The organism is Pseudoalteromonas sp. C8 (assembly GCF_011378685.1).
GTDB lineage: Bacteria > Pseudomonadota > Gammaproteobacteria > Enterobacterales > Alteromonadaceae > Pseudoalteromonas > Pseudoalteromonas arctica.
The window spans coordinates 48856-70718 of sequence record NZ_WTKT01000021.1 but is presented as its reverse complement, the minus strand read 5'-3'; the positions used below and the strand labels follow the sequence as shown (position 1 = coordinate 70718).

Annotated in this window: 24 protein-coding genes; 2 read left to right on the top strand and 22 right to left on the bottom strand. The window is 39.9% G+C overall.

The window, feature by feature from the left end; translation table 11 throughout:
• Genes ccmI through ccmA form a run of 9 tightly spaced genes read right to left on the bottom strand, consistent with a single transcriptional unit; the run spans position 1 to position 6977 of the window.
• Entirely contained in the window at positions 1 to 1251 is a 1251-nt protein-coding gene (gene ccmI / locus GQR39_RS17425; RefSeq protein WP_010553888.1) for a c-type cytochrome biogenesis protein CcmI, read from the bottom strand.
• Entirely contained in the window at positions 1252 to 1713 is a 462-nt protein-coding gene (locus GQR39_RS17420) for a cytochrome c-type biogenesis protein (RefSeq protein ID WP_007585854.1), read from the bottom strand. It lies immediately after the preceding gene.
• Entirely contained in the window at positions 1713 to 2282 is a 570-nt protein-coding gene (locus tag GQR39_RS17415; RefSeq protein ID WP_007585852.1) for a redoxin family protein, read from the bottom strand. Before GQR39_RS17415 ends, GQR39_RS17420 begins: the two co-directional genes overlap by 1 nt.
• The gene (locus GQR39_RS17410; protein WP_024589932.1) at positions 2279 to 4249 is read right to left on the bottom strand and encodes a heme lyase CcmF/NrfE family subunit; all 1971 of its coding nucleotides are present in this window, start codon (positions 4247 to 4249) and stop codon (positions 2279 to 2281) included. Before GQR39_RS17410 ends, GQR39_RS17415 begins: the two co-directional genes overlap by 4 nt.
• Before the next feature lie 2 nt (positions 4250 to 4251).
• Positions 4252 to 4731: a cytochrome c maturation protein CcmE gene (gene ccmE, locus GQR39_RS17405; protein WP_007585848.1), complete on the bottom strand. Its 480-nt coding sequence runs from the start codon at positions 4729 to 4731 to the stop codon at positions 4252 to 4254.
• Positions 4728 to 4931, bottom strand: coding sequence for a heme exporter protein CcmD (ccmD, locus tag GQR39_RS17400; RefSeq protein ID WP_007585846.1), 204 nt, complete (start codon positions 4929 to 4931; stop codon positions 4728 to 4730). Before ccmD ends, ccmE begins: the two co-directional genes overlap by 4 nt.
• A gap of 2 nt (positions 4932 to 4933) precedes the next feature.
• Entirely contained in the window at positions 4934 to 5671 is a 738-nt protein-coding gene (locus GQR39_RS17395; RefSeq protein WP_007585844.1) for a heme ABC transporter permease, read from the bottom strand.
• Positions 5671 to 6357 carry a heme exporter protein CcmB gene (gene ccmB, locus GQR39_RS17390; protein ID WP_002959286.1) on the bottom strand — a complete coding sequence of 229 codons (687 nt, stop codon included), beginning with the start codon at positions 6355 to 6357 and terminating at the stop codon, positions 5671 to 5673. The genes GQR39_RS17395 and ccmB overlap by 1 nt, the downstream gene beginning before the upstream one ends.
• The gene (gene ccmA / locus GQR39_RS17385) at positions 6357 to 6977 is read right to left on the bottom strand and encodes a cytochrome c biogenesis heme-transporting ATPase CcmA (protein ID WP_076916360.1); all 621 of its coding nucleotides are present in this window, start codon (positions 6975 to 6977) and stop codon (positions 6357 to 6359) included. Before ccmA ends, ccmB begins: the two co-directional genes overlap by 1 nt.
• Positions 6978 to 7090: 113 nt before the next feature.
• On the opposite strand from ccmA, the gene GQR39_RS17380 reads away from it, so the two are divergent.
• Both GQR39_RS17380 and GQR39_RS17375 read left to right on the top strand, forming a co-directional pair.
• Positions 7091 to 9544, top strand: coding sequence for a flagellar hook-length control protein FliK (locus tag GQR39_RS17380; protein ID WP_165736213.1), 2454 nt, complete (start codon positions 7091 to 7093; stop codon positions 9542 to 9544).
• Positions 9545 to 9546: 2 nt separating this feature from the next.
• Positions 9547 to 9855 carry an EscU/YscU/HrcU family type III secretion system export apparatus switch protein gene (locus GQR39_RS17375; protein WP_007585831.1) on the top strand — a complete coding sequence of 103 codons (309 nt, stop codon included), beginning with the start codon at positions 9547 to 9549 and terminating at the stop codon, positions 9853 to 9855.
• Between the two features lie 31 nt (positions 9856 to 9886).
• Here GQR39_RS17375 and GQR39_RS17370 read toward each other — a convergent pair whose 3' ends face one another.
• From GQR39_RS17370 to flhF, 13 genes are read right to left on the bottom strand one after another with little or no spacing between them, the layout of a single operon-like run.
• Positions 9887 to 10288 carry a DUF2802 domain-containing protein gene (locus GQR39_RS17370; RefSeq protein ID WP_007585829.1) on the bottom strand — a complete coding sequence of 134 codons (402 nt, stop codon included), beginning with the start codon at positions 10286 to 10288 and terminating at the stop codon, positions 9887 to 9889.
• A gap of 17 nt (positions 10289 to 10305) precedes the next feature.
• Positions 10306 to 10803 (bottom strand): chemotaxis protein CheW, encoded by a 498-nt coding sequence (locus GQR39_RS17365; RefSeq protein ID WP_002959294.1) that lies wholly within the window; start codon positions 10801 to 10803, stop codon positions 10306 to 10308.
• Between the two features lie 24 nt (positions 10804 to 10827).
• Positions 10828 to 11622: a chemotaxis protein CheW gene (locus tag GQR39_RS17360; protein ID WP_165725382.1), complete on the bottom strand. Its 795-nt coding sequence runs from the start codon at positions 11620 to 11622 to the stop codon at positions 10828 to 10830.
• Between the two features lie 3 nt (positions 11623 to 11625).
• The gene (locus GQR39_RS17355) at positions 11626 to 12396 is read right to left on the bottom strand and encodes a ParA family protein (protein ID WP_007585827.1); all 771 of its coding nucleotides are present in this window, start codon (positions 12394 to 12396) and stop codon (positions 11626 to 11628) included.
• 12 nt (positions 12397 to 12408) lie between these two features.
• A complete protein-coding gene (locus GQR39_RS17350; protein ID WP_165736212.1) occupies positions 12409 to 13368 on the bottom strand; it encodes a flagellar motor protein MotB in 960 nt (319 codons plus the stop codon).
• Position 13369: 1 nt separating this feature from the next.
• A complete protein-coding gene (locus GQR39_RS17345; protein WP_007585825.1) occupies positions 13370 to 14134 on the bottom strand; it encodes a flagellar motor protein in 765 nt (254 codons plus the stop codon).
• Entirely contained in the window at positions 14127 to 15293 is a 1167-nt protein-coding gene (locus tag GQR39_RS17340; protein ID WP_165721592.1) for a chemotaxis response regulator protein-glutamate methylesterase, read from the bottom strand. Before GQR39_RS17340 ends, GQR39_RS17345 begins: the two co-directional genes overlap by 8 nt.
• A gap of 58 nt (positions 15294 to 15351) precedes the next feature.
• Positions 15352 to 17559, bottom strand: coding sequence for a chemotaxis protein CheA (locus GQR39_RS17335; RefSeq protein WP_165736211.1), 2208 nt, complete (start codon positions 17557 to 17559; stop codon positions 15352 to 15354).
• Positions 17560 to 17574: 15 nt separating this feature from the next.
• Positions 17575 to 18348 (bottom strand): protein phosphatase CheZ, encoded by a 774-nt coding sequence (locus tag GQR39_RS17330; protein ID WP_007585814.1) that lies wholly within the window; start codon positions 18346 to 18348, stop codon positions 17575 to 17577.
• A 17-nt stretch (positions 18349 to 18365) separates the two neighbouring features.
• Positions 18366 to 18749, bottom strand: coding sequence for a chemotaxis response regulator CheY (gene cheY, locus GQR39_RS17325; protein WP_008132609.1), 384 nt, complete (start codon positions 18747 to 18749; stop codon positions 18366 to 18368).
• 40 nt (positions 18750 to 18789) lie between these two features.
• The gene (locus GQR39_RS17320; protein ID WP_007585810.1) at positions 18790 to 19500 is read right to left on the bottom strand and encodes an RNA polymerase sigma factor FliA; all 711 of its coding nucleotides are present in this window, start codon (positions 19498 to 19500) and stop codon (positions 18790 to 18792) included.
• A 26-nt stretch (positions 19501 to 19526) separates the two neighbouring features.
• The gene (locus tag GQR39_RS17315; protein WP_007585809.1) at positions 19527 to 20387 is read right to left on the bottom strand and encodes a MinD/ParA family protein; all 861 of its coding nucleotides are present in this window, start codon (positions 20385 to 20387) and stop codon (positions 19527 to 19529) included.
• On the bottom strand, positions 20380 to 21861 hold the full coding sequence (flhF, locus tag GQR39_RS17310) for a flagellar biosynthesis protein FlhF (RefSeq protein ID WP_007585808.1): 1482 nt from the start codon (positions 21859 to 21861) through the stop codon (positions 20380 to 20382). Before flhF ends, GQR39_RS17315 begins: the two co-directional genes overlap by 8 nt.
• Positions 21862 to 21863: the final 2 nt, after the last annotated feature.

The window sequence follows — 21863 nt, the reverse complement described above, 5'->3', positions numbered from 1 at the left end:
TTAAGGTATTAATGTATCAATTTGAAGTTGGTAGTCACTTACACTTTCACGCTTTAACGACTCTGAATGACCTTCTAGCTCACCAGAACTTGGCATAACCGAGTCATCTATAGAAATACGCGCCGAAATAATAATATTTTCTGCACTAGATAAGTTAAGCCCTGCAACCATTGCACTACTATCACTCAACTCAACTGTAATTGGAAATGAATATTTAGCGAGTTTAACAGCAGCTAATGGCATTGGCGAACCACTTGCTGCTTTTGCAAATATAAACAAGATACCGTCTTTTGGCTGTTTATCTATAAGCTCTTTTGCAATGTCGACTGTAACTGCAATAGCACCCGTTGTAGTAACTGGCATAACAGAGCCTTCCGTTTGCATTTGCTTCTCTATATCAGCGATACGCTCAGAGATCATGCTATAACGAGAATCATTTTTTTCCATACTCGCAAGTAAAACTTCAAATGCAGCTTTGGCTTGAGGCCAATCTTTACGTTCATAAGCAATGAGTGCTAATAACGAAATTGCATCTAAATTGGTAGGCTCAACTTTTAGTACTTTTGAGAGCATACCTGCCGCACGAGTCATATTAGCTTCGCTACCTTCTAGTAATAAAACTTGGCTATAACTAATAAGTACCTGCATATTATCAGGATTCATACGAAGTGCTTTATCAAATGACTGCTGCGCCATGTCAAATTCATTAAGCGACATAGCAACTCGTCCAAGTAGCATCCAAGCGACTTCGTCATCACCTGAGCGGCTAAGCTTTGTACGAAGTGCCAATGCAAAAGCCTGCAGCTCATTCTGGCTAAGCGGCTCACCTTTTTGCATTACAGCACGCTCGCCGTAATCAGCTAAATTATCCATTGCATCATGCCAAGCCGAAATTTGCTGCTGACTACCCGTTAAACCATAAAAAACACCTGTTAGAGCAAGAACAAATGCGCCACCAGTTAAAGCAAAAATACGATTATTACCTTTGCTGTTTAGTGATTTTTCTGGTGATAACTCATTCAATAAACGGCGTTTTAATTCAATAATTGATTCTGCATGATTTACGGTATCAATACGCTGATTATCTAAATCGGTTTGTAAATCAACTAAACGCTGCTCATAAATGCTAATTAGCTCAGCATTGGCGTTATGAGTAATTGTTTGAACGCGCTCTTTTTTTAAAAAAGGCAACATCACAAACCCAAGAGCAACCAGTGTGAGTAAAGCAAAACACGCCCACATTAAAATCATTTAACTTTGCTCCTGACGTTTATTTTGTTCAATTAGCTTAGCTAACAGCATTTCGTCGTCACTGCTCCACGTTTGTTTTACTGATGCTTTTCGCTGGCGAATAACAATAAAACCAAAGCCGACTATGACAATTAATACAGGTAATACCCAAAGTACTAAAGTCGCTGGTGTAACTGGTGGGTCGTAATGAACAAAATAGCCAAAGCGGTCAATCATGTAATCAATCACTTCGTCTTTGCTCTTACCTTCTTTAACCAATACAAGTACTTTATCGCGCAAGTCTTTAGCAACAACAGCGTCAGAGTCCGCAATGTTTTGATTTTGACACTTAGGACAGCGCAGCTCTTTAGTTAGCTCTTCAAACAATATCGCTTGTTTGTTGTTATCAAATTGATAGCGATCTTGCTCTGCAAACGCACTGATGCTTACAAAAAGGCTAAGCGTAAGTAGTAACCATTTCATTATTTAAGCTCCTGCATAATTGGCGCAAATTTAGCTCGCCATACTCGCGGGTTTATATCGCCCGTGTGATGCAACAAAATAGTGCCGTTTTTATCGACTAAAAATGTTTCAGGCGCACCCGAAACACCTAAATCCAACGACAAAGTACGATGTAAATCTAAGATATTAAATTGATATGGGTCACCCGCACGTTGCAGCATATCGCTCACTTCGGTGCGAAGTGATTGCATATCAAACGGGCCATCAAAGTCAGCATCGTAACCTTGTACGTAATAAAGCCCAATAATTTTAACGCCTTGCTCACGTAACTTAGTTAAATAACCAAGTTCAACTAAACATGTTGGGCACCAAGTACCCCATACATTTAGTAAGTAAACTTCGCCTTTTAAAGACTCGTTGGTCCACGGCTTATTGTCTTGCATTAAATCAGGTAGATTAAATGCTGGCATTTCTTGACCTAACCGACCCGTTTGAATTTCACGAGGATTAGCAAAAAGGCCTTGGTATAAAAATACACACACAAAAGCAAATACTAAAAGCGGCGCAATAGCTAAAATTTTACGGTTCATAAAACATTCTCCGATGCAGCTCTACGCGCTGTTTTAGCTGATGTACGGTAGCGTTTATCAAATAAAATCATAAATCCAGCTAGGGAAATAAGCACACCACCAATCCACATCCAACGAACAAACGGTTTATGATAAATGCGAAGTGACCATGCACCTTGGCTCAACTGCTCACCTAACGCTAAGTATAAATCACGTGTAAAGCCTGCATCTATTGCCGCCTCTGTCATAAACTGCATACCAATATCATACTTACGCTTTTCGGCGTGTAAGCGTGTTACTAGCTCATTGTTTTTAAGCACCGATACAACACCAGCATGACCACTGTAGTTCGGCCCGCGAATAGTTTTAACACCATCAAAGCGGTATTCATACTCGTTAAGCTGAACTGTGTCGCCTTGTTTCATCGATACGTCACGCTCAACTGAATACGCCGATGTAAGCGTTACACCTGCAATAACAAACGAAATACCAATATGCCCAAGCACCATAGCCCAGTAACTTACACCTAAGCGTTTTAAACCTTCTTTTAAGGTGCCGTGTACAGCAGATTTAGTATAAATGTCGATCCCAGTTGATATTGCAATCCAAACCGCAAGCGTAGTGGCTAGTAGCGTAAGTGGTTTTACTAAATCGTAACTTGAAAACAACCAAGCACAGGTAATCACTACACTGGCTAATACGCCCATTAATATTTTGTTTTGTAAGAAAGCCCATTTATTTTGCTTCCAGCGTAAAAATGGCCCTATCCCCATCAAAATAGCAAACGGCACTAAAATTATTGCAAACATCTTATTAAAAAACGGTTCGCCAATAGAAATACTGCCCAAGCCCATTTCTTTATGAACCATAGGTAATAACGTACCCAGCAATACGATTAATGTAGCAACTACTAAAAATATATTATTGAGCCATAACGCCACTTCGCGTGATACAAACTTGTATCGACCTTCACTATGTACTTGCGATACACGCAGTGCATATAACGCTAAGCCACCACCTACAACGATGCCTAAAAAGGCGAGTATAAATAAGCCTCTATCAGGGTCTGTTGCAAAAGCATGTACCGATACAATAATACCCGAGCGCACAATAAATGTGCCTAATAAGCTCAATGAAAATGCTGCTATAGCAAGTAATACGGTCCACGATTTAAACACACCGCGTTTTTCAGTTACGCTTAACGAGTGCAGTAATGCAGTTGCAACAAGCCATGGCATTAATGATGCGTTTTCTACTGGATCCCAAAACCACCAGCCACCCCAGCCAAGTTCTGAGTATGCCCACCAGCTACCAATTGTGATTCCTAGAGTTAAAAAGCCCCATGCAGTCATTGTCCACGGACGTGACCACTTAGCCCACGTGTTATCAAGCTTACCGGTTAACAACGCAGCAATAGCAAAAGAGAAAGCAACTGATAGCCCTACATAACCCATGTACAGTAATGGCGGGTGAATAATCATGCCCGGATCTTGAAGTAACGGATTTAAATCACGCCCTTCGACAGGGAAATAAGGAAGTAGGCGCTCAAACGGGCTTGAAAGTAGTAAGGTGTACATCATAAAACCCACACCTAAAAAACCAAGTACGCCCAATACGCGAGCACGTAGCACCCAAGGCAATGATTTAGAACGCGCAGCGACAACTGCAGTCCAACCAGCTTGCATTACTAACCACAGTAAAATAGCGCCTTCATGGCCGCCCCATGTAGAGGTGATTTTGTAATACCAAGGTAGCGTACTACTTGAATGATATGCCACATACGATACGGTAAAATCATCCGTTACACTGGCGTAAATTAGTGCAGCAAAAGAGATTAGTACAAAAGCAAATTGCCCTATTGCTAAAGATGGAGCCGCACGCATTAATCGAAGGTTACCGGTATGCGCGCCCCAAAGAGGAAAAATACACAGTAAAACGCTCAGCACCATGGCGAGCGTTAAAGAAAAATAACCAATTTCTGGGATCATAGCTAATTACCACTATCTAAGTTGTATTTTGGTTTTTCGTGCTTAATACCTTTAACTGCCTCAGCAACTTCTGCTGGCATATATTCTTCGTCATGCTTTGCAAGCACTTCAAATGCTTCAATAACATTAGGTTCGATTAATACGCCCTGCGCTACAATGCCTTGCCCCTCACGAAACAAGTCTGGCAATATGCCTTGATAACGCACGGTCACTAATGGACCTGTATCAATTAGCTTAAAGCTTACTTGTAAGCTCTGTTCATTACGCTCAACCGTGCCTGGTACAACCATGCCACCAATACGTAGCTTTTGGCCAATGAATGGTTTTTCTTTATTAGGCCCTTTGCCATCAATAAGTTCGCTTGGCGTATAAAAAAGATTAATATTTTCTTGAAGTGCATAAAGCACTAAACCAATTGATCCACCAATACCAAACAGTACGGCAATAATTACCAATAGGCGCTTTTTACGTCTTGGATTCATGAGGCTTGTTCCTGTTTAGCTTTTTTAATTCGCGCTTCACGTATTATTTGTTGCTCAACTGAAGCCATAATACGTTTGGTATCTCTTAAAGAGTTCACTAAAATACCGAGTAAAATAAGGGCGCATGTACCAAAAGAAAGCCAGATATAAAACCCGTAGCCTCCCATTGCAATAAAATCAGAAAAAGAGTCAAACTGCATAATTACCCCTTATTTAACAACAAACGCACCCACGGTCGGTGCTTTTCGCGTTGTAAAATTTCATTTTTAAGACGAATTAAAGTCACTGTTCCTACAAATGCAGCAAAGGCTAAAATATTAACCATAAGTGGCCAAAACATACTTGGGTCTATTGCTTTGGTGTCTAGTTTTGTAATGCTTGCGCCTTGGTGTAGCGTATTCCACCACTCAACTGAGTAATGAATAATAGGTAAGTTAATTACGCCCACAATCGCTAAAATAGAAGCCGCACGCCCTGCTGACTTCTTATCTTCAAATGCATGGTAAAGCGAAAGCACGCCAAGATATAAAAATAATAAAATAAGTTCAGACGTTAAACGCGCATCCCATACCCACCAAGCACCCCACATAGGTTTACCCCATGCAGCGCCAGTAATAAGCGCTATAGCAGTAATACAAGCACCAACAGGCGCTATAGCAATAACGGCAAGTTCGGCATTTCGTAGTTGCCATACAAGTGCAACAACAGCTGCAATAGCCATTGATGAGTAAGCCCCCATAGACAAAATGGCAGAAGGAACATGAATAAAGATGATACGGTAGCTGTCTTTTTGTTGGTAATCGGCAGGTGCAAAACCAAGCCCCCATACCCATCCAACAATCATACTAACTACAGTAACTACGGCAAAATAAGGCAGTAACGTATTGCATAACTGGTATGCACGCTCTGCTTTAGCATAGGGATGTAACCACTTCCACATTAACTTACACTCACTTTTAAAGCTGACGATATGGCAATTGGTGCGCTAATAATAGCAATAAGTAACATTGCACCAAGGATGGCAAGCTGCCCACTATAATCCAGCGACATGGTGCTGGTATCGATAGCCGACGTTGCAAAAATCAAAACAGGAATATACAAAGGCAGTACGAGTAAACTCATCAAAATACCCCCTTTTTGTAATCCTACAGTAAGCCCTGCGCCTATTGCGCCAATAAAGCTCAATAGTGGAGTGCCTAATAATAATGTTAAAACAGTCGCTGTTAACGCCGTACTTTCTAGGTTTAACAACAATGCAAATAGCGGCGTCATTAATACAAGCGGTAAACCTGTTACCACCCAGTGAGCAGCCACTTTAGCAAGTACGGTTAACGATAACGGGTAAGACGATGCAATTAACTGCTCCAATGAGCCATCATTAAAATCATCTCTAAACAGCTTATCCAAGCCCAGCATGGTAGAAAGTAATGCGGCAACCCAAATAATTCCCGGTGCCATTCTCGCTAGTAAACCAGGCTCAGGCCCGATTGCTAACGGAAATAATGAAATTACAATTAAGAAGAACAAAATAGGATTTACAATTTCAGCGCGCTGGCGAAACGCAAGTTTTACATCTTTGGTAAATACCGCACTAAATAGCAACCAATAAGAATGTTGACGAGTCATTAGTGACGATACTCCAGTGTAACCGTTTGCAAGTTACTAAAATGGGTCGTTAAGTCTTGGTGAGTCGTTAACAAAATAGCTCCACCGTTTAGTAAGTGCTCGGTAAATCGCTGCTGTAAAAAGGCAACACCGCTTTTATCAAGCGCGGTAAATGGCTCATCAAGTACCCATAATTTAGCATCACTTAACCAAAGCCTAACCAAAGCTACACGTCTTTGTTGTCCAGCAGATAACATTCTAACCGGTACATCTTCAAGTCCAACAAGGCCAAGTTGCGCTAAAATGGGATACAAGTCAGGCTGGTTTATGTAGCCATTAATTTGTAACCAATGACGAACATTTTCAACTGCACTAAGCTGAATATTTACACCTGTTTTGTGGCCTATAAAGAGTAGTTCTCTGGCATACTCTTCGTAATACTTAGATATAGGCTGTTCTTGAAATAAAACAGCCCCTTCATCAGGCACAGAAAAGCCTGCGATAATACGCAATAGCGATGTTTTACCAGCCCCATTAGGACCCGCTAATTGCATGATTTGACCGCTATTAAGGCTAAAATTAAGATCCGCAAACAAACAACGATCTTGCTTGATGCAGGTGACGGACTTAATGTGTAACAAGATGACGATTCTCTCTGCCAAAAATTAGGCGTTAGTCTACCATAATGATAGGGTAATACGAATATTGCTTTAAAATCGATTCACTTAAAATAGAGAAAACTTGATTTAAAATAATGAATACGCCAACGCAAATAACATTATCTAATTCATTGGTTATCAATCAATCGACAAACCCTCAAACCAATGAGTTATCGCAATTACCTAATGAGGTACTTGCGGCTAAAAACATTCAATTTTCGAAAGACTCGATTACGCTTGATGTATTTATTGATAAACATTGGCAAACATTAAGACTTGGCACTACAAGCGCACCTCAAAATTTACAAAAAATAGCCAGTGCTAACATACAACTTAGTCCCGATGGCAAACAGCTCAACATCACACCAAACACTACAACCCTTACTTTAAATCAACCAGTACAATTACAGCGTTTATTAAATTATGTAAGCACGGGCACTGAGGTACAAAGCAAACCAATGGATTTACAAGTGGTTATGTCCCCTACCCCAAAATTAGTAATTGATAAACTTAACGCCAGTATTGCCATAAATAAAGACGTAGCGCAGTTACTTTTAACCGAGCAGCCTTTAAAAGTAGTTGTTAGCACGACTAACAAAGGCGCACAGCTTAATGTTATTAATCGCTTTGCAGATACAATTCATACGCAACCACTTAGCCAAACTAAACTTACTAAATTACTCGTGGCCTTATTACCTAGTGCGCAACTTCAAGCAACACCTAAACTAGCTATTTTGACTGATCCTCAAAAGTCAGGTTCGTTTACGACGCCTATTACTAATCAACAAGTTAGTGAGCTACCTAGCACGCCCATTAAGGTAAATTTAATAAATCAGGCTGATAAATTACTTATTAAAACCGATACTAATAATATAAAAGTGACGCTTAATAACTCATTTTCTAAACCGTTTAACGAGTTACTTTTAGCTCAAAAAAGCAGTGTCTCTGAAATACATTTTTCTGCGTCCACTATTAAAGCAAGCCCACTGCTTACACCTGATAGCCCAATAAAGTCGTGGCTACAAAATAGCTTTAGTGATTTAAAAACGCGAATTAATGATGCAGTTAAATATTTTGAAAGTAAGCCCTTTGCAGCAGCAAATAAATCTGAGTTAATGCCGCCGTCTGGATCATCTGCGATACAAAGGCCGGGCTTAGTTACGCAATTAACAGTATCACCGTTAAATAGAGTTAACATTACTCAAAATGTAAGTACTGCGTTAAATAGTAATACGAGCAATACTTTACCAGAGCACTTTTCAAGACTCCCGCCACTTGTACAATTAACTCAGCAAATAAAAGGAAGTGTTAGTGTTTGGCAATCACCTTCAAACACAGCAACAACCTACACGCCAATAACAAGTAACATTACTCAAAATGAAGTGGCGAGCGCTAAGCCAAGTAATTTAAACGCGAGTCAATTGAGTGCTCGGAGTATTAGTACTAACAGTAAAGTTGATACGTTAATTAAGCCTACAAGTGAAGTTGTTACTAAAGGGCAAACAACGTCTTCAGTGCAACCAGTAATAAACGGCAACAATCAAAACAGTGTAAACCCAGCCTCGATTAAAAATATGCTCCCATTAGCAGAGCCGTTATCTAATATTGCCTCTCGTAGTCAAATGCTACAACCAATAGAAGCAAAGCTATTAAGCACACTATTAAAGCTTCCTGATGCCACAATCCCTACGGATAGAGTAGCTGGTAACAAACAGCTTTTAAGTAGTCAAATTACTGATATTACAAATAGAGCAACAAAAGAAACGCCCGATTTAACTCGCTTAATTAACCAAGCATTTAATCGCATGGTCTCAAGTAATAATATTAACCCTGCGACCATACAGCGTGAAGTATTAGCCACCTTACAACCATCTCAATTAACGGGTGACATACTACAAAGTAGCTTCACTAAAGGACTTGAACAAGTTGCAGTGAGTATTTTAGCAGCCCCTATAATTAGCCAATCAGTAACACCGATAAGCTTTAATAACCAAACTGGCTTAGATGCACTTTTACAAGTACTCATACCTACTTTTAAAACAGGAAACGCGGGAGCAAAAATACTTGAGCAACTGCAGCAAGCTCAAGTTCAAGCATTGGCTAGCGAAATCGTACAAGTTAAAAACACACTTACCCAAGTAAGTGTTTCAACACCAAATCAGCAACCTGACACAAACCCGCTTGCACAATTTTTATTACCAATGAAATTGCCGCCTGAGGCCGCCCAAACAGAAATAACATTGGGGCAATATAAAAAGCCAAGCGCAGATAAATTAGAAGATAAAAATGTATGGTTTATCAGGTTAAACTTTGATTATGCACAGATTGGGCAGTTACAGATTACCGCTGAGTTAATGGATAAAGCACTCGATTGCCAGCTATTAGCCTCGAGCCAAGAAGTAAGCGCAATTGCTCACCCTCACTTAGATAATTTAAGATCCAAACTAGCTAAGCATGGTTTACAAGTTGGAGAACTCAACTTAAAGCGAGGCGATACAAATAATCAGGCATTTTATAAATCTCATGCAATTATTAATATTAAGGTTTAGTAATGAGCGATGCACCCATTAATAAGTCAGCCATTGGGCTTTTATACGAAGCTGGCAACACCCCCACAGTAAGCGTAAAAGGGTTTGGTGAGTTAGCTGACGAAATAATTGCAGCAGCAAAATTAAAAGGGATTATGATCCACGAAGATGCAGCGCTTGCTAAAACGTTGTCGCATTTAAGCTTAGGGGAAGAAATCCCTAAAGAGCTTTATTATGTAATTGCAGAGCTTATTGCGTTTTCGTATGTATTAAGAGGTCAATTTCCGCCAGGCTGGCAAGACTTTCAAGGTAAGTTAAATATTAAAGCGTGAGATTATTTATACGCTTATAGCTAAAAAGGCGCTAAGCGCCTTTTTGTTTATGTAGTGAAAATAGTAATTCGGCTTCTGCTCGCGGTAATTCGCATTCGCGTATCACCTCATCGAGGTCCGCACCTAACTCAACCATTTTTACTGCACGAGAGTAAATTTTAGCATCAGGGTCATCGTATTTCTGCGCAGCTTGTTGTTGTATTAAATCTTGATTTTGTTGCTCAACCTCAAGCACTCGCTTACCAATACTTAAAAGCCCTGTTCTAAGCTCTGAAATTTCACTTCGCAAAATATGAGTTTGCTCTGAGCTATCTTTAAGCTGCTGTAATACAGCATTAATTTCATTCACTTGTTTGTTTTTTAATGCAATTATTAGCGCCAGCGATATAAGTCCTACCGCTAACGCTGATATAGCTATACTAAGTAACAGCATAATTTATTTGGTAAAGCTTATATATCGCTTAACTCATCCCATTCATCATCGCTGAGTAACTTGTTTAAATCGACTAAAATCAGTAACTCATTATCACGATTACAAACGCCTTGAATAAACTTAGCACTTTCTTCAGTACCAACATTTGGTGCACTATCGATTTCAGAGCTGCGTAAATAAACGACTTCAGATACGCTGTCGGCTAAAATGCCGATAACTTGCTCTTCAGCTTCAATAATTAATATACGAGAATTATCGGTTGCATCAGCAGCTAACAAACCAAAACGTGCACGAGTATCAATAACAGTTACAACGTTACCGCGTAAGTTAATAATACCAATAACGTAAGAAGGTGCACCTGGTACAGGGGCTATCTCTGTATAACGAAGTATTTCTTGTACTTGCATTACATTTACGCCGTAGGTTTCTTCCTCTAGCTTAAACGTAACCCACTGTAAAATTTCATCATTATTATCTGCGTTTTTATTTGCTGACAGTAATTTATCTTGATTCATGCTATTACCCCGTAATGGTCATTACTACTGACGGCTATCTAAGCCTTTCTCTAATAATATATTTAAATTATCTACATCTATTAAAGCACACATTTTTTCTTTTATAACACCAGCAAGCCATGGGCGCTTACTTTTATTTGTACGCCATTTTACATCTTCTTTACTCAATGTAATGTTATTTATCAACTTTTCAGCTAATAAGCCCCACTGGCTATCACCTAAGGTAATTAAATACTGATAATCTAAAGACGCCTCTAATTTATCATCATACTTTTCTGGCATTACCCAACGAGCAGTATCAACAACATTAAGCTTTTCTTCTCTGTTGAGCATAACGCCTTTAAACCACTTTGGCTTACCAAACAAATGATTTACTTCACCTAATTGATGTATACCGCCTAATGCTTTTAATGGTACAGCCAATGTTAAACCAGCAACTTCAAAAAATAATGCCTGAAATTCACCATCAAAATAGTCAGATTGGCTAGTGGTTATAATCTGTGGTTCTGGTTCTTCTGTAGTCGTACTTATCGGCTCTATTACTTCATCGTCAATGGCTTTATTAACTTTTGCGGCTTCAAAAATCGGTTCAACTATTGGCTTAATTTCAGAATTAAGTAAATCTTGATCAAATATTTTTTCTGCCGCTTTTATCTGTTCTTTTGGTTTTAAATGAATATGTTCTTGCTGCGAGTCGTGTGGCATTTGCTCAAGTAATTTTGCGACTGGCTCAAGGTTATCTACAGGCTCGTCTTCACATAACAAAGCCCCTAGGTATTGTTTCATTACTTTTTCATTAGCAAATAATTGCTTACTCATTCATTAACCTTGTTCAATTAAATATTCTAGCAGTGCTTTATATGCGTATACACCACGCGAACGAGGACAATACTCTACAGGCACTTTTTGCGCAAAGCTTGCATCTCTAAATTTAGTATCTACCGGTATCACACCTGGCCAGACTTTATCACCATACGTACTTTGAAGTGTTTTATATGCTTCTAACGATGCTTTAGTACGTTTATCATACATAGTAGGGATTATAGTATATTGATAATCTTTCGCTTGAGAGGTTTGCATTAATTCCATAGTGCGCATCATTCTATCAAGCCCTTTCAGTGCTAAAAATTCCGTTTGCACTGGCACTAAAATTCGCTCACTTGCTGCAAGCGCATTAACCATTAACACCCCTAAAACTGGGGGGCAATCTAAAATGGCATAATCGTAATGTTCACTGATTTTTGCAAGCGCTTTTTTTAGTATTAATCCCATACCTGTTTTATTTCCCATGCTTCTATCAAGCGTGGCTATCGCCATTGTTGCGGGTAAAATATCTAGGTTTTCAAGTGTTGATGGGCATAAAGCTTGAAGTATCTCTTCACTTTGCATGCTCGTGCCACGCGCAAAAATATCATATACACTGACTTCCAAATCTTCTGAGTCAATGCCAAAGTAATAAGTGAGTGATGCATGAGGGTCTGTATCAATAAGCAACACACGCTTACCCTGCAAAGCTAAAATACCAGCAAGGCTCACTGCTGTTGTTGTTTTACCAACACCACCTTTTTGATTTGCGACAGTCCAAATCTTCACATTACATCCTAATTACTGTTCATTGCGCGTTGTTATGCGAATACCACCATGAGGCAAACGAATTATTTTTATTGTATCGTCATCTGAAGGGAGCTCAATTTCAGGCTCTTCCGCTACTGGCTTAACGGCTTGTTCATCACCTTTAATGTCTTGTATCGGTGGTAAACCATACTTAGAAAGTGCAATAACAACTTTACGATTTTCTGCTCGCCCTTGTTCTGTATCGTTACTTACAAAAGGTGAATATTGACCATAACCTTCTATCGCCATTCTGGCAGAATTAATACCTAATGCTTCCAGCTCTACTAAAATAGATGTTGCTCTAGCAACCGAGAGCTCCCAATTTGAGCGAAATATTTCATTGCGAATACTTTCATCATCAGTATAGCCACGCACCCTAATATAGTTATCTACTGGAGCAATAATATCTTTAACAATTTTGACGACTTGTTTTGCCCTAGAATGTGCAACTGAGCTACCACTTGAAAATAACATACCTGAGCTTAGCTCTATAATCAGCCAATCTTGATTAAGCTCTAAACTGGCTTCTCCATCACGAATTTCATCAATAAGCGCTGACTGCAGCTTAGTAAGTAAGCTATCAAGTGGTTTTCCTAAATATTTTTGTTGTATGTTACTTGTATCACTTTGACCGTCGAGTAACTCTGGACCTTGTTCTTCTTTTAAAATACTTTCACCATAAAGAACTTCTTGTTCAGGTGTCACTCTATCAGTCAATATTCCATTACCATTGACGCCCTCACCTTGCTGGGAGTGCTGGCGGGCAGATTTATCAAAAACGTGTTCAAGGGAGTCTGACAATATTTGAAATTGTTCTTCTTTGTTGATCGCTATCGCATACAGCACCACAAAAAAAGCAAACATAATGGTCATGTAATCGGCATACGATACAAGCCAACGCTCTGTATGTTGACTTTTAGGAGCAGAGTGACGCAGTCGTCGGCGTAGCATGTTATTCGTCCACTAAATTAGGACGCTCTACACGATAGGCTTCAAGCTTTAATTCTATATTTACTGGGCTTTCACCAACGCTTATTGCAATCACACCTTCGGCAAGCATTTCATGGTAAAGCATTTTTTGCTCTACACGCTGTTTTAACTTATTTGCCATAGGTAAAAACAATAAATTAGCTAAACCAACACCATAAATGGTCGCAATAAATGCCGTTGCAACGCCTGCACCAAGCATTTGTGGATCGGTAATAAACGACATTGCCTGTATTAAACCAAGCACAGCACCTAAAATACCAATGGTAGGACTGTAGCCCCCCATCGCTTCATAAACACGTGCGGCTTCAAGCAAGCGATCGCGTTCTAGCAGTAAATCAATTTCAAGCGTGTCACGTAGTTTTTGCTCTGAGCAGCCATCTACAAGCAAGCTTAAACCTTTTGCTGCATATGCATCTGGGTGAGCTAGCGCTTCGTTTTCAAGCGCTAAGTAACCTTCTTGACGTGCCTTATGAGACCACCGCTTAACTTGCTCTATTGCATCTTCAATATCATATTGTGGCGCAACAAAAACCCAAGAGCTCATATTTAGCATTTTTTTAAAGGTACTTGCTGATGTTTGCAACATAACAGCACCAAGCGTGCCGCCTAATACAATAATAAGGGCAGGACCATTAAATAAAGCAGAAACAACGCCGCCTTCTAAAGAGTAACCTAGACCTATTGCACCAAGTGCTACAAATAGTCCAAATATTGAGAGTTTATCCACAACCTACCTCTCTCTTGATACGTGCTGCAACATCGCTTAATGCTAAACTTTCACTCGAAAGCCCCGCATTAGCAATGGCTTGAGGCATTCCATAAACAACACAGCTTTTTTCATCCTGTGCCCAAATGGTTGCACCCGTTTGTTTTAACATTCTTGCACCGTCACGTCCATCAGCGCCCATGCCTGTTAAAACGATAGCAAGCACATCGCCTTGATACGTTTTTGCTGCACTGGCAAAAGTTACATCTACACTCGGTTTATAACTTATTCTCTCGCTATGATCTTCAAATACGCGCAGAGTTCTATTTGCACCACGCCCTTCTACCATCATCTGCTGTCCGCCAGGCGCTAGATAAGCAGTTCCTGGTTGTAAGCGGTCACCTTGTTGCGCTTCTTTCACTTTTATTTGGCACAGACCATTTAAACGTGCCGCAAATGCAGGTGTAAAAGCAGCTGGCATATGCTGAATAAGCAAAATAGGATGAGGGAAATTAGCAGGCAATTGAGTTAATATAGTTTGTAGTGCAACAGGGCCACCTGTAGAAGTGCCAATAGCCACAAGCTGGTATTGCTTTCCACTTGCTCGCATTGAGGCAATATTTGAACCTGACGATGTTGTAGGGGCTGCTCTTTGAAAGCTTCTATCGGGTTGTTTTATCGAAGGCGTTAGTGTGTTTGTTCTTTGCGAAAGTGAGCTTGTTATCGGTTTAGTTGATATTACTGGCTTAGGTGGTGTTGCAGCTTTAAACGTTCGCGGTAAACGTCTTCGCCCTATATCTTTCACTTTATTTTGTAAAAGCTTTATAGCGTCTTCATTATTGCGAGCGATGTCTTCAAATTTTTTCGGTAAAAAATCCATTGCTCCAGCATCTAGCGCATCAAACGTTGCTGTTGCGCCATCACGTGTTAGTGATGAAAACATTAAGATCGGGGTTGGATTACTCGCCATTATCTCTTTAACTGCGCTAATACCATCAAGCACAGGCATTTCGACATCCATAGTGATCATATCTGGACGTAGCTGAGCTGCTTTTTCAACAGCTTCTCTGCCATTCACAGCAAAGCCTATAACTTGTATATCGCTATCTTGCTCAAGGATTTCGCTTACTCTGCGGCGAAAAAAGCTTGAATCATCAACAACTAAAACTTTAACGGCCATTTAGCTCTCTTATTAAATTTATGCGTAGGTATATATTAAATATATACCTACTTTATTATTAGCCTGCGTAATGTTTTAACATGTTTGGAACGTCTAAAATCAGTGCAATGCCACCATCCGAAGTTATTGTAGCACCTGCCATACCTGGTGTTCCTTGAAGTAACGCATCAAGCGGCTTAATCACTACTTCTTCTTGGCCAATTAATGAGTCAACAACAAAACCAATTTGCTGCGTACCAATTTGCACAATAACTACATGGCCTTTTGCTTTTCGCTGTGAACGATCTGAGCCTTTAACTAACCAGTGCTCGAGGTAGAATAACGGTATTGCCTTTTTACGCACAATAATTGTTAATTGCCCATCAACCACATTTGTTTTCGTTAAATCTAAGTTGAATATTTCACTAACACCTGCAAGTGGTAACGCAAATGTTTGTGCGCCAACAATTACCATTAAGGTCGGTAATATGGCTAAGGTAAGTGGTACTTTTATCTCTAAAATAGTACCTACACCTAACTCAGATTGAATACTTACAGAGCCGTTTAATTGGGTGATTTTAGTTTTCACCACATCCATTCCAACACCACGACCTGAGATATCAGATATCTCTTCTTTTGTAGAAAAGCCAGGTGCAAAAATTAGGTTGTATGCTTCAGTGTCAGAAAGTCGACTCGCTTGATCGTGATCGAGCACGCCTTTACTAATTGCTATTTTTTTCAGTTTCTCAGCATCCATACCAGCGCCATCATCTTTAATGGTCAACAAAATATGGTCGCCTTCCTGAGACGCTGATAAAGTAACATTACCTGTTCTAGGCTTACCGGCAGCCTCACGAACAGCTGGCATTTCAATACCGTGGTCAACTGAGTTTCGAACTAAATGCACAAGCGGATCGGCTAGTGCTTCCACTAAGTTTTTATCTAAATCGGTTTCTTCACCTACAAGTTGTAAGTCAATGTCTTTGTTTAAGCTGCGTGCTAAATCGCGTACTACGCGAGGGAAACGACCAAATACCTTTTTAATTGGTTGCATTCGTGTTTGCATAACCGCGCCTTGAATATCAGCAGTCACTACATCTAAGTTAGAGATTGCTTTACCCATTGCTTCACTGTCTGAGTTGGTCGCTAAACTAACCAAACGATTTCGCACAAGTACTAACTCACCAACCATATTCATAATTTGGTCAAGTCGTTTTGTATCTACGCGAACTGTCGTCTCTGCTGCTGGTGGCGCTGATTTTTTAGGCGTTGCTGGCGCTGCTTTAGCAACCGGTTTTTCTACCGGTTTAGAAGCGGGTGCTTTTACAGGTTCTGGTTTTTTTACAGGCACACTCGTTTTTGCAGCTGGTTTAGCTGGAATATTGGGCTGTTTCACAGCTGGAGTGCTTTCTATTGATTTAGGTGCAGTGCCTTTGCCATGAAGTTCATCGAGAAGCGCTTCAAATTCATCATCACTAATTTCATCATCTGATGAATTAGCAGTATTTGACGCTGGTTTAGCTGATTCTACAGGCGCTTTAACTGCACTACTTTGCTCAGGTGCTTTACTCGCAACCTCACCAAAACTGCCAACTCCATGTAACTCGTCTAATAAGCTGTCAAATTCATCATCAGTAATATCACCATTAAAATCACTACTACTTGCTACTGGCTTTTCAACTGCAGGACCTTGTCCTTTACCGTGTAGTTCATCAAGTAAGTTTTCAAATTCATCTTCAGTGATTTCGTTTATTTCAGCGTCACTAACCGAAGGAGTTCCACTAAACATTTCATCAAATGCAAATGGATCTTCCTCATCAGCTATTGGCGTATCAACTACTTCATCAAGAGGTTGTTCAACGTCAGTTTCTGAAGCGACTCCGTTAAGCTCGGCTTCTGTTGGAGGTAGGCCCAAAATATGGAGGGTTTGAAGTAACTCAGGATCTGCTGGTTCCGGCTTATCCCTATTTTGGATAGTCGCGAACATTTCATTAATGGTGTCGAGCGCTTGTAAAATAACATCCATTAACTCTGAATTGACCGTTCGCACGCCTTGACGTAGTAAATCAAATACGTTTTCAGCGCCGTGGCAAGCATCAACAAGTTCTGTCATAGCTAAAAAGCCTGCACCACCTTTTACAGTGTGAAAGCCTCTAAATATGGCATTTAGTAACTCGGTATCTTCTGGATTATTTTCCAGTTCAACTAACTGTTCAGATAAAAGCTCTAGGATTTCTCCTGCCTCTACAAGAAAGTCTTGTAAAATATCTTCATCGACTTCAAACATGCAGTTACTCTCCTCTTAGAAGCCCAAACTTGATAAAAGATCATCGACTTCATCTTGATCAGACACAACATCATTACGCGATTCTTTATCAATAATAGGGCCTTCAGGACCTGCTAAAGTTTGTGTGGCAACTGGTTCTTTTATTTTTTGTTGTTCTACTTTATTCGCTGTGTTGTCACTGTCATCTTGTTCAGCAAACGCTGTTAAAAGATGAAGTAAGCTTTCTTCTACTTCTCTAACAAGTTCTATAACACGGCGAATAACTTGACCTGTTAAGTCTTGATAGTCTTGAGCCATTAGTACATTTGTCATTAAGCTTTGAAGCTCATCCGTTTTATGATGAGAGTTATTCATAAACTTATCGATACTATGGCAAAGTTGTTTAAACTCACCAAGCTCAATCTCCCGACTCATTAAACGATCCCATGTCGGTTTGATATGAGATATTTCATCTGCAAGTTGCTGTGCTATAGGTAAACTAGCCTCAACAGCATCCATTGTTTTATTAGCCGCATTTTCTGTCATTTCTATAACATAATTAAGCCGCTTTTTAGCATCTGGAATCGCATCTGTCGTTATGTTAGTTAAGCGAGTATCAAGCTCAAAGCTTTTAAGTGCTTCGTGCAGTTGACGAGTCAACTTCCCAACTTCAGCAAATAATTTAGACTGCTCTTGCGAAGCTGTCTCTAAAATCAACTGATTAGCTTTATCTTGCTCATCGTTTTCTAAATAAATGACGAGTTGACGAGCTTGTTCTAACGTTATTTGAGGCGCAGCTGGTGCTGACATAAGCCTCTCCCCCATCATTAGCCTAAGCGTTCAAATACTTTTTCTAATTTAGTTTTTAATGTTCCAGCCGTAAATGGCTTAACAATATAACCATTAACGCCAGCTTGCGCTGCAGCTATTATTTGTTCTTTTTTAGCTTCTGCCGTTACCATCAGTACAGGGATATGTTTTAACTTATCATCTGCACGAATTGCTCTTAGAAGGTCAATACCTTGCATTCCCGGCATATTCCAATCTGTAACCACAAAATCAAATACTTGATTTTGTAACATAGGCAAAGCTGTAGACCCGTCATCAGCTTCTTGAACATTAGTGAAACCTAAGTCACGTAATAGGTTTTTTATAATTCGTCTCATCGTTGAAAAATCATCAACTACAAGAATTTTCATGTTTTTATCCAAAACATCCCCCAGTGAGGTATTAACCTTAGTTTACTTACTACTAGTTTATCCAGTCATTGATTTTAGCTTTAAGCTTAATCATCGCCTGACCATGTATCTGACTTACACGCGATTCGCTTACATCGAGTATATGTCCTATTTCTTTTAAATTCATTTCATCGTTATAGTATAAAGAAAGTACCATTGCATCACGCTCTGGTAATGACTTTATTGCATTTAGCAAAGACTCATTAAACCGATCATTTTTAACATTATTAAAAGGTTTGTCTAGCGCTAAATCTTGGCCTACGGGAGTAATAACATCCTCATCTACACCAAGGTCTTCTATGCCTAATACTTTACTGGTATTAACATCATTTAAAATATGATGGTACTCATTGAGTGAAATTTCAAGTTTTTCAGCAACTTCTGTATCTGTTGGTTCGCGATTCAGACTGCTTTCGAGCCCAGTAATTGCTTCTGCAACTTGTCGGCTTTTACGGTGTACTGAACGAGGAGCCCAATCACCACGACGCATTTCATCAAGCATAGCCCCGCGAATACGAATACCGGCGAAGGTTTCAAAGCTTGCGCCTTTTGTTGCATCAAAGTTTTTTGAAGCTTCTATTAAACCTATCATTCCTGATTGAATTAAATCATCAAGCTGAACGCTAGGTGGTAATCGAGCAATTAGATGACATGCCACTTTTTTAACAAGTGATGCATGTTTCTCAACAATCACATTTAAGTTTTGTGTTGATTGATATCCCATAGCTCTATTCACCAATGTTGTCATAATTAGCCGTTTACTAGTTTCTCAATGAAAAACTCTAAATGCCCAGATGGTTGATTTGGTATTGGCCATTTAACTGCTTTTGTCGCCAGCGCTTTAAACGCGAGAGCGGCTGGCGAACTTGGAAAGAGCTCAACAATCACCTTTTGGCGACGTGTTGCTTTGCGCATATTTTCGTCATAAGGAACCGTTGCTACTAGCTCCATTGAAACATCTAAAAAGCGATCGGTAACTTTAGATAGTTTTGCAAACAATTCAGTGCCTTCACGCATACTGCGGACCATATTGGCAACAATTTTGAACTTATAAACACCGTGCTCGCGGCTTAATACTTTAATAAGTGCGTAAGCATCGGTTATTGATGTTGGTTCATCGCACACTACAACCATTACATCTTGTGCTGCTCGTGAGAAGCTTAGCACCATGTCTGAAATACCAGCGGCTGTATCTACAATTAAAATATCAAATTCGGTATTCAATTCGCTAAATGCACGAATTAGCCCGGCATGCTCAGATGGCGATAATTCAACCATACTTTGCGAGCCCGATGTAGCGGGTACAATTTTAATACCAGCAGGGCCTTCAACTAAAATCTCGTCAAGCTCACATTCACCTGACAAAACGTGTGATAAATTGCGCTCTACACGTAAACCAAGCATCACATCACAGTTTGCTAAACCTAAGTCAGCATCCAGCACTAATACTCTATTACCTTGTTGCCCTAGTGCAATAGCGGTATTTAGAGAAACATTTGTTTTCCCCACCCCACCTTTACCACCGGTTACAGCGATAACTTTTACGCCGTTGTTATTGTTTTGACTCATTTTGCGCAGGCCGCTTGCTTGATCTAATACTGTGTTAATCATACATCCCTACTGTACTTGGCGCCACTGCTTGGTGCCTTGAATGTTGTGCTTTTGTTCTTTTTAAATATAACTGCTCAGCCTTTTTCACTAGTTTTTCAGCATTTGCAACACGAATATCTTCTGGCACTCGTTGACCGTTAGTAAGATACCCTATTGGAAGGCGATTTTGAATCGCAATACTAATTATCTCACCTAAACTTAATGATTCATCTAACTTAGTGAAAATACAACCACTTAACTGTACTTTTTTAAAGTGACGTACTGTTTCTTGTAATACATTAATTTGTGCCGTCGCGCTTAGTACTAAGTAGCTGCGAATATCCACACGTTGGTTACGCATTAACGTGTTTAACTGCTCAGTTAAACGTAAATCTCGCTGACTCATACCTGCTGTATCAATTAATACTAGACGTTTATTTCGTAAATGATATAAAACTTCAGCTAATTCATTAGCATCTTTAACTTGCTTTACACCACAACCAATAATACGGCCGTAAGTAGCAAGCTGTTCATAAGCACCAATTCTGTATGTATCAGTGGTTATTAAGGCCACTTTATCAGCGCCATATTTTTGTGCGCCTAAAGCTGCAAGCTTAGCAACTGTTGTTGTTTTACCAACACCTGTTGGACCCACTAACGCATATACACCACCTTGGCGAAGTATTTCATTATTGGTTGTTTGCATTTGATCTTCGACCATCGTTAACAACGCTTTCCAGCCTTGCTTACGAGATACATCATCAGGTACAAAACATGCCATTTGTTGCGCTACTTCTTTATCAATACCCATACCGACTAAGCGGTCAACCATGCAAGCGCGTGTTGGATCGCGACGCGCCATATCTTGCTGCATTAAGCCCGATACTTGATGCTCAAGCAATTGACGAATTGCGTTCATTTCTTCACGCATTGTTGTCATTTCTTCGCTTTCATTATTGGGTGTTTGTTGGCGAGCAGTTACTGGACTATCTAAATCATCAAAGTCGCTGTCTAAATCATCAAAACCTAAGCTATCCGCTTGAGTTTGTGGACGAACTGGCGCTGCATTTTCAGGAGCAAACATATTTTTAGTACGCTGTTCCATAACTGGTTCTTGATAGTTATCTGTAGTATCAATACCTGATTGTGAAAACATTGATGCAAGTTCAGGGGAGCGAGGACGCGGTGATTGGCGCTCTAATAAAGCTTGTAGGCTGTCAGCCACTTTTGCCTGCGGCTCTGGTTTGGCACGCTGAGGCTCTGGTTTTACAAAATTATGCATACTTTGCTGTGGTGCTTGAGCACGCGGCTCTGCAGTACGTTGTGGTTGCGCTGCTACTTTAGGGGCTGCTTTGTCATAATCAACTGCCGCTACAATTTCTACACCGTTAGCCAGCTTCTTATTTGACATAATAACCGCATCAACACCTAACTCATCTTTAACTTCTTTAAGTGCTGTGCGCATATCTTTAGCAAAAAAACGTTTAATTTTCATGA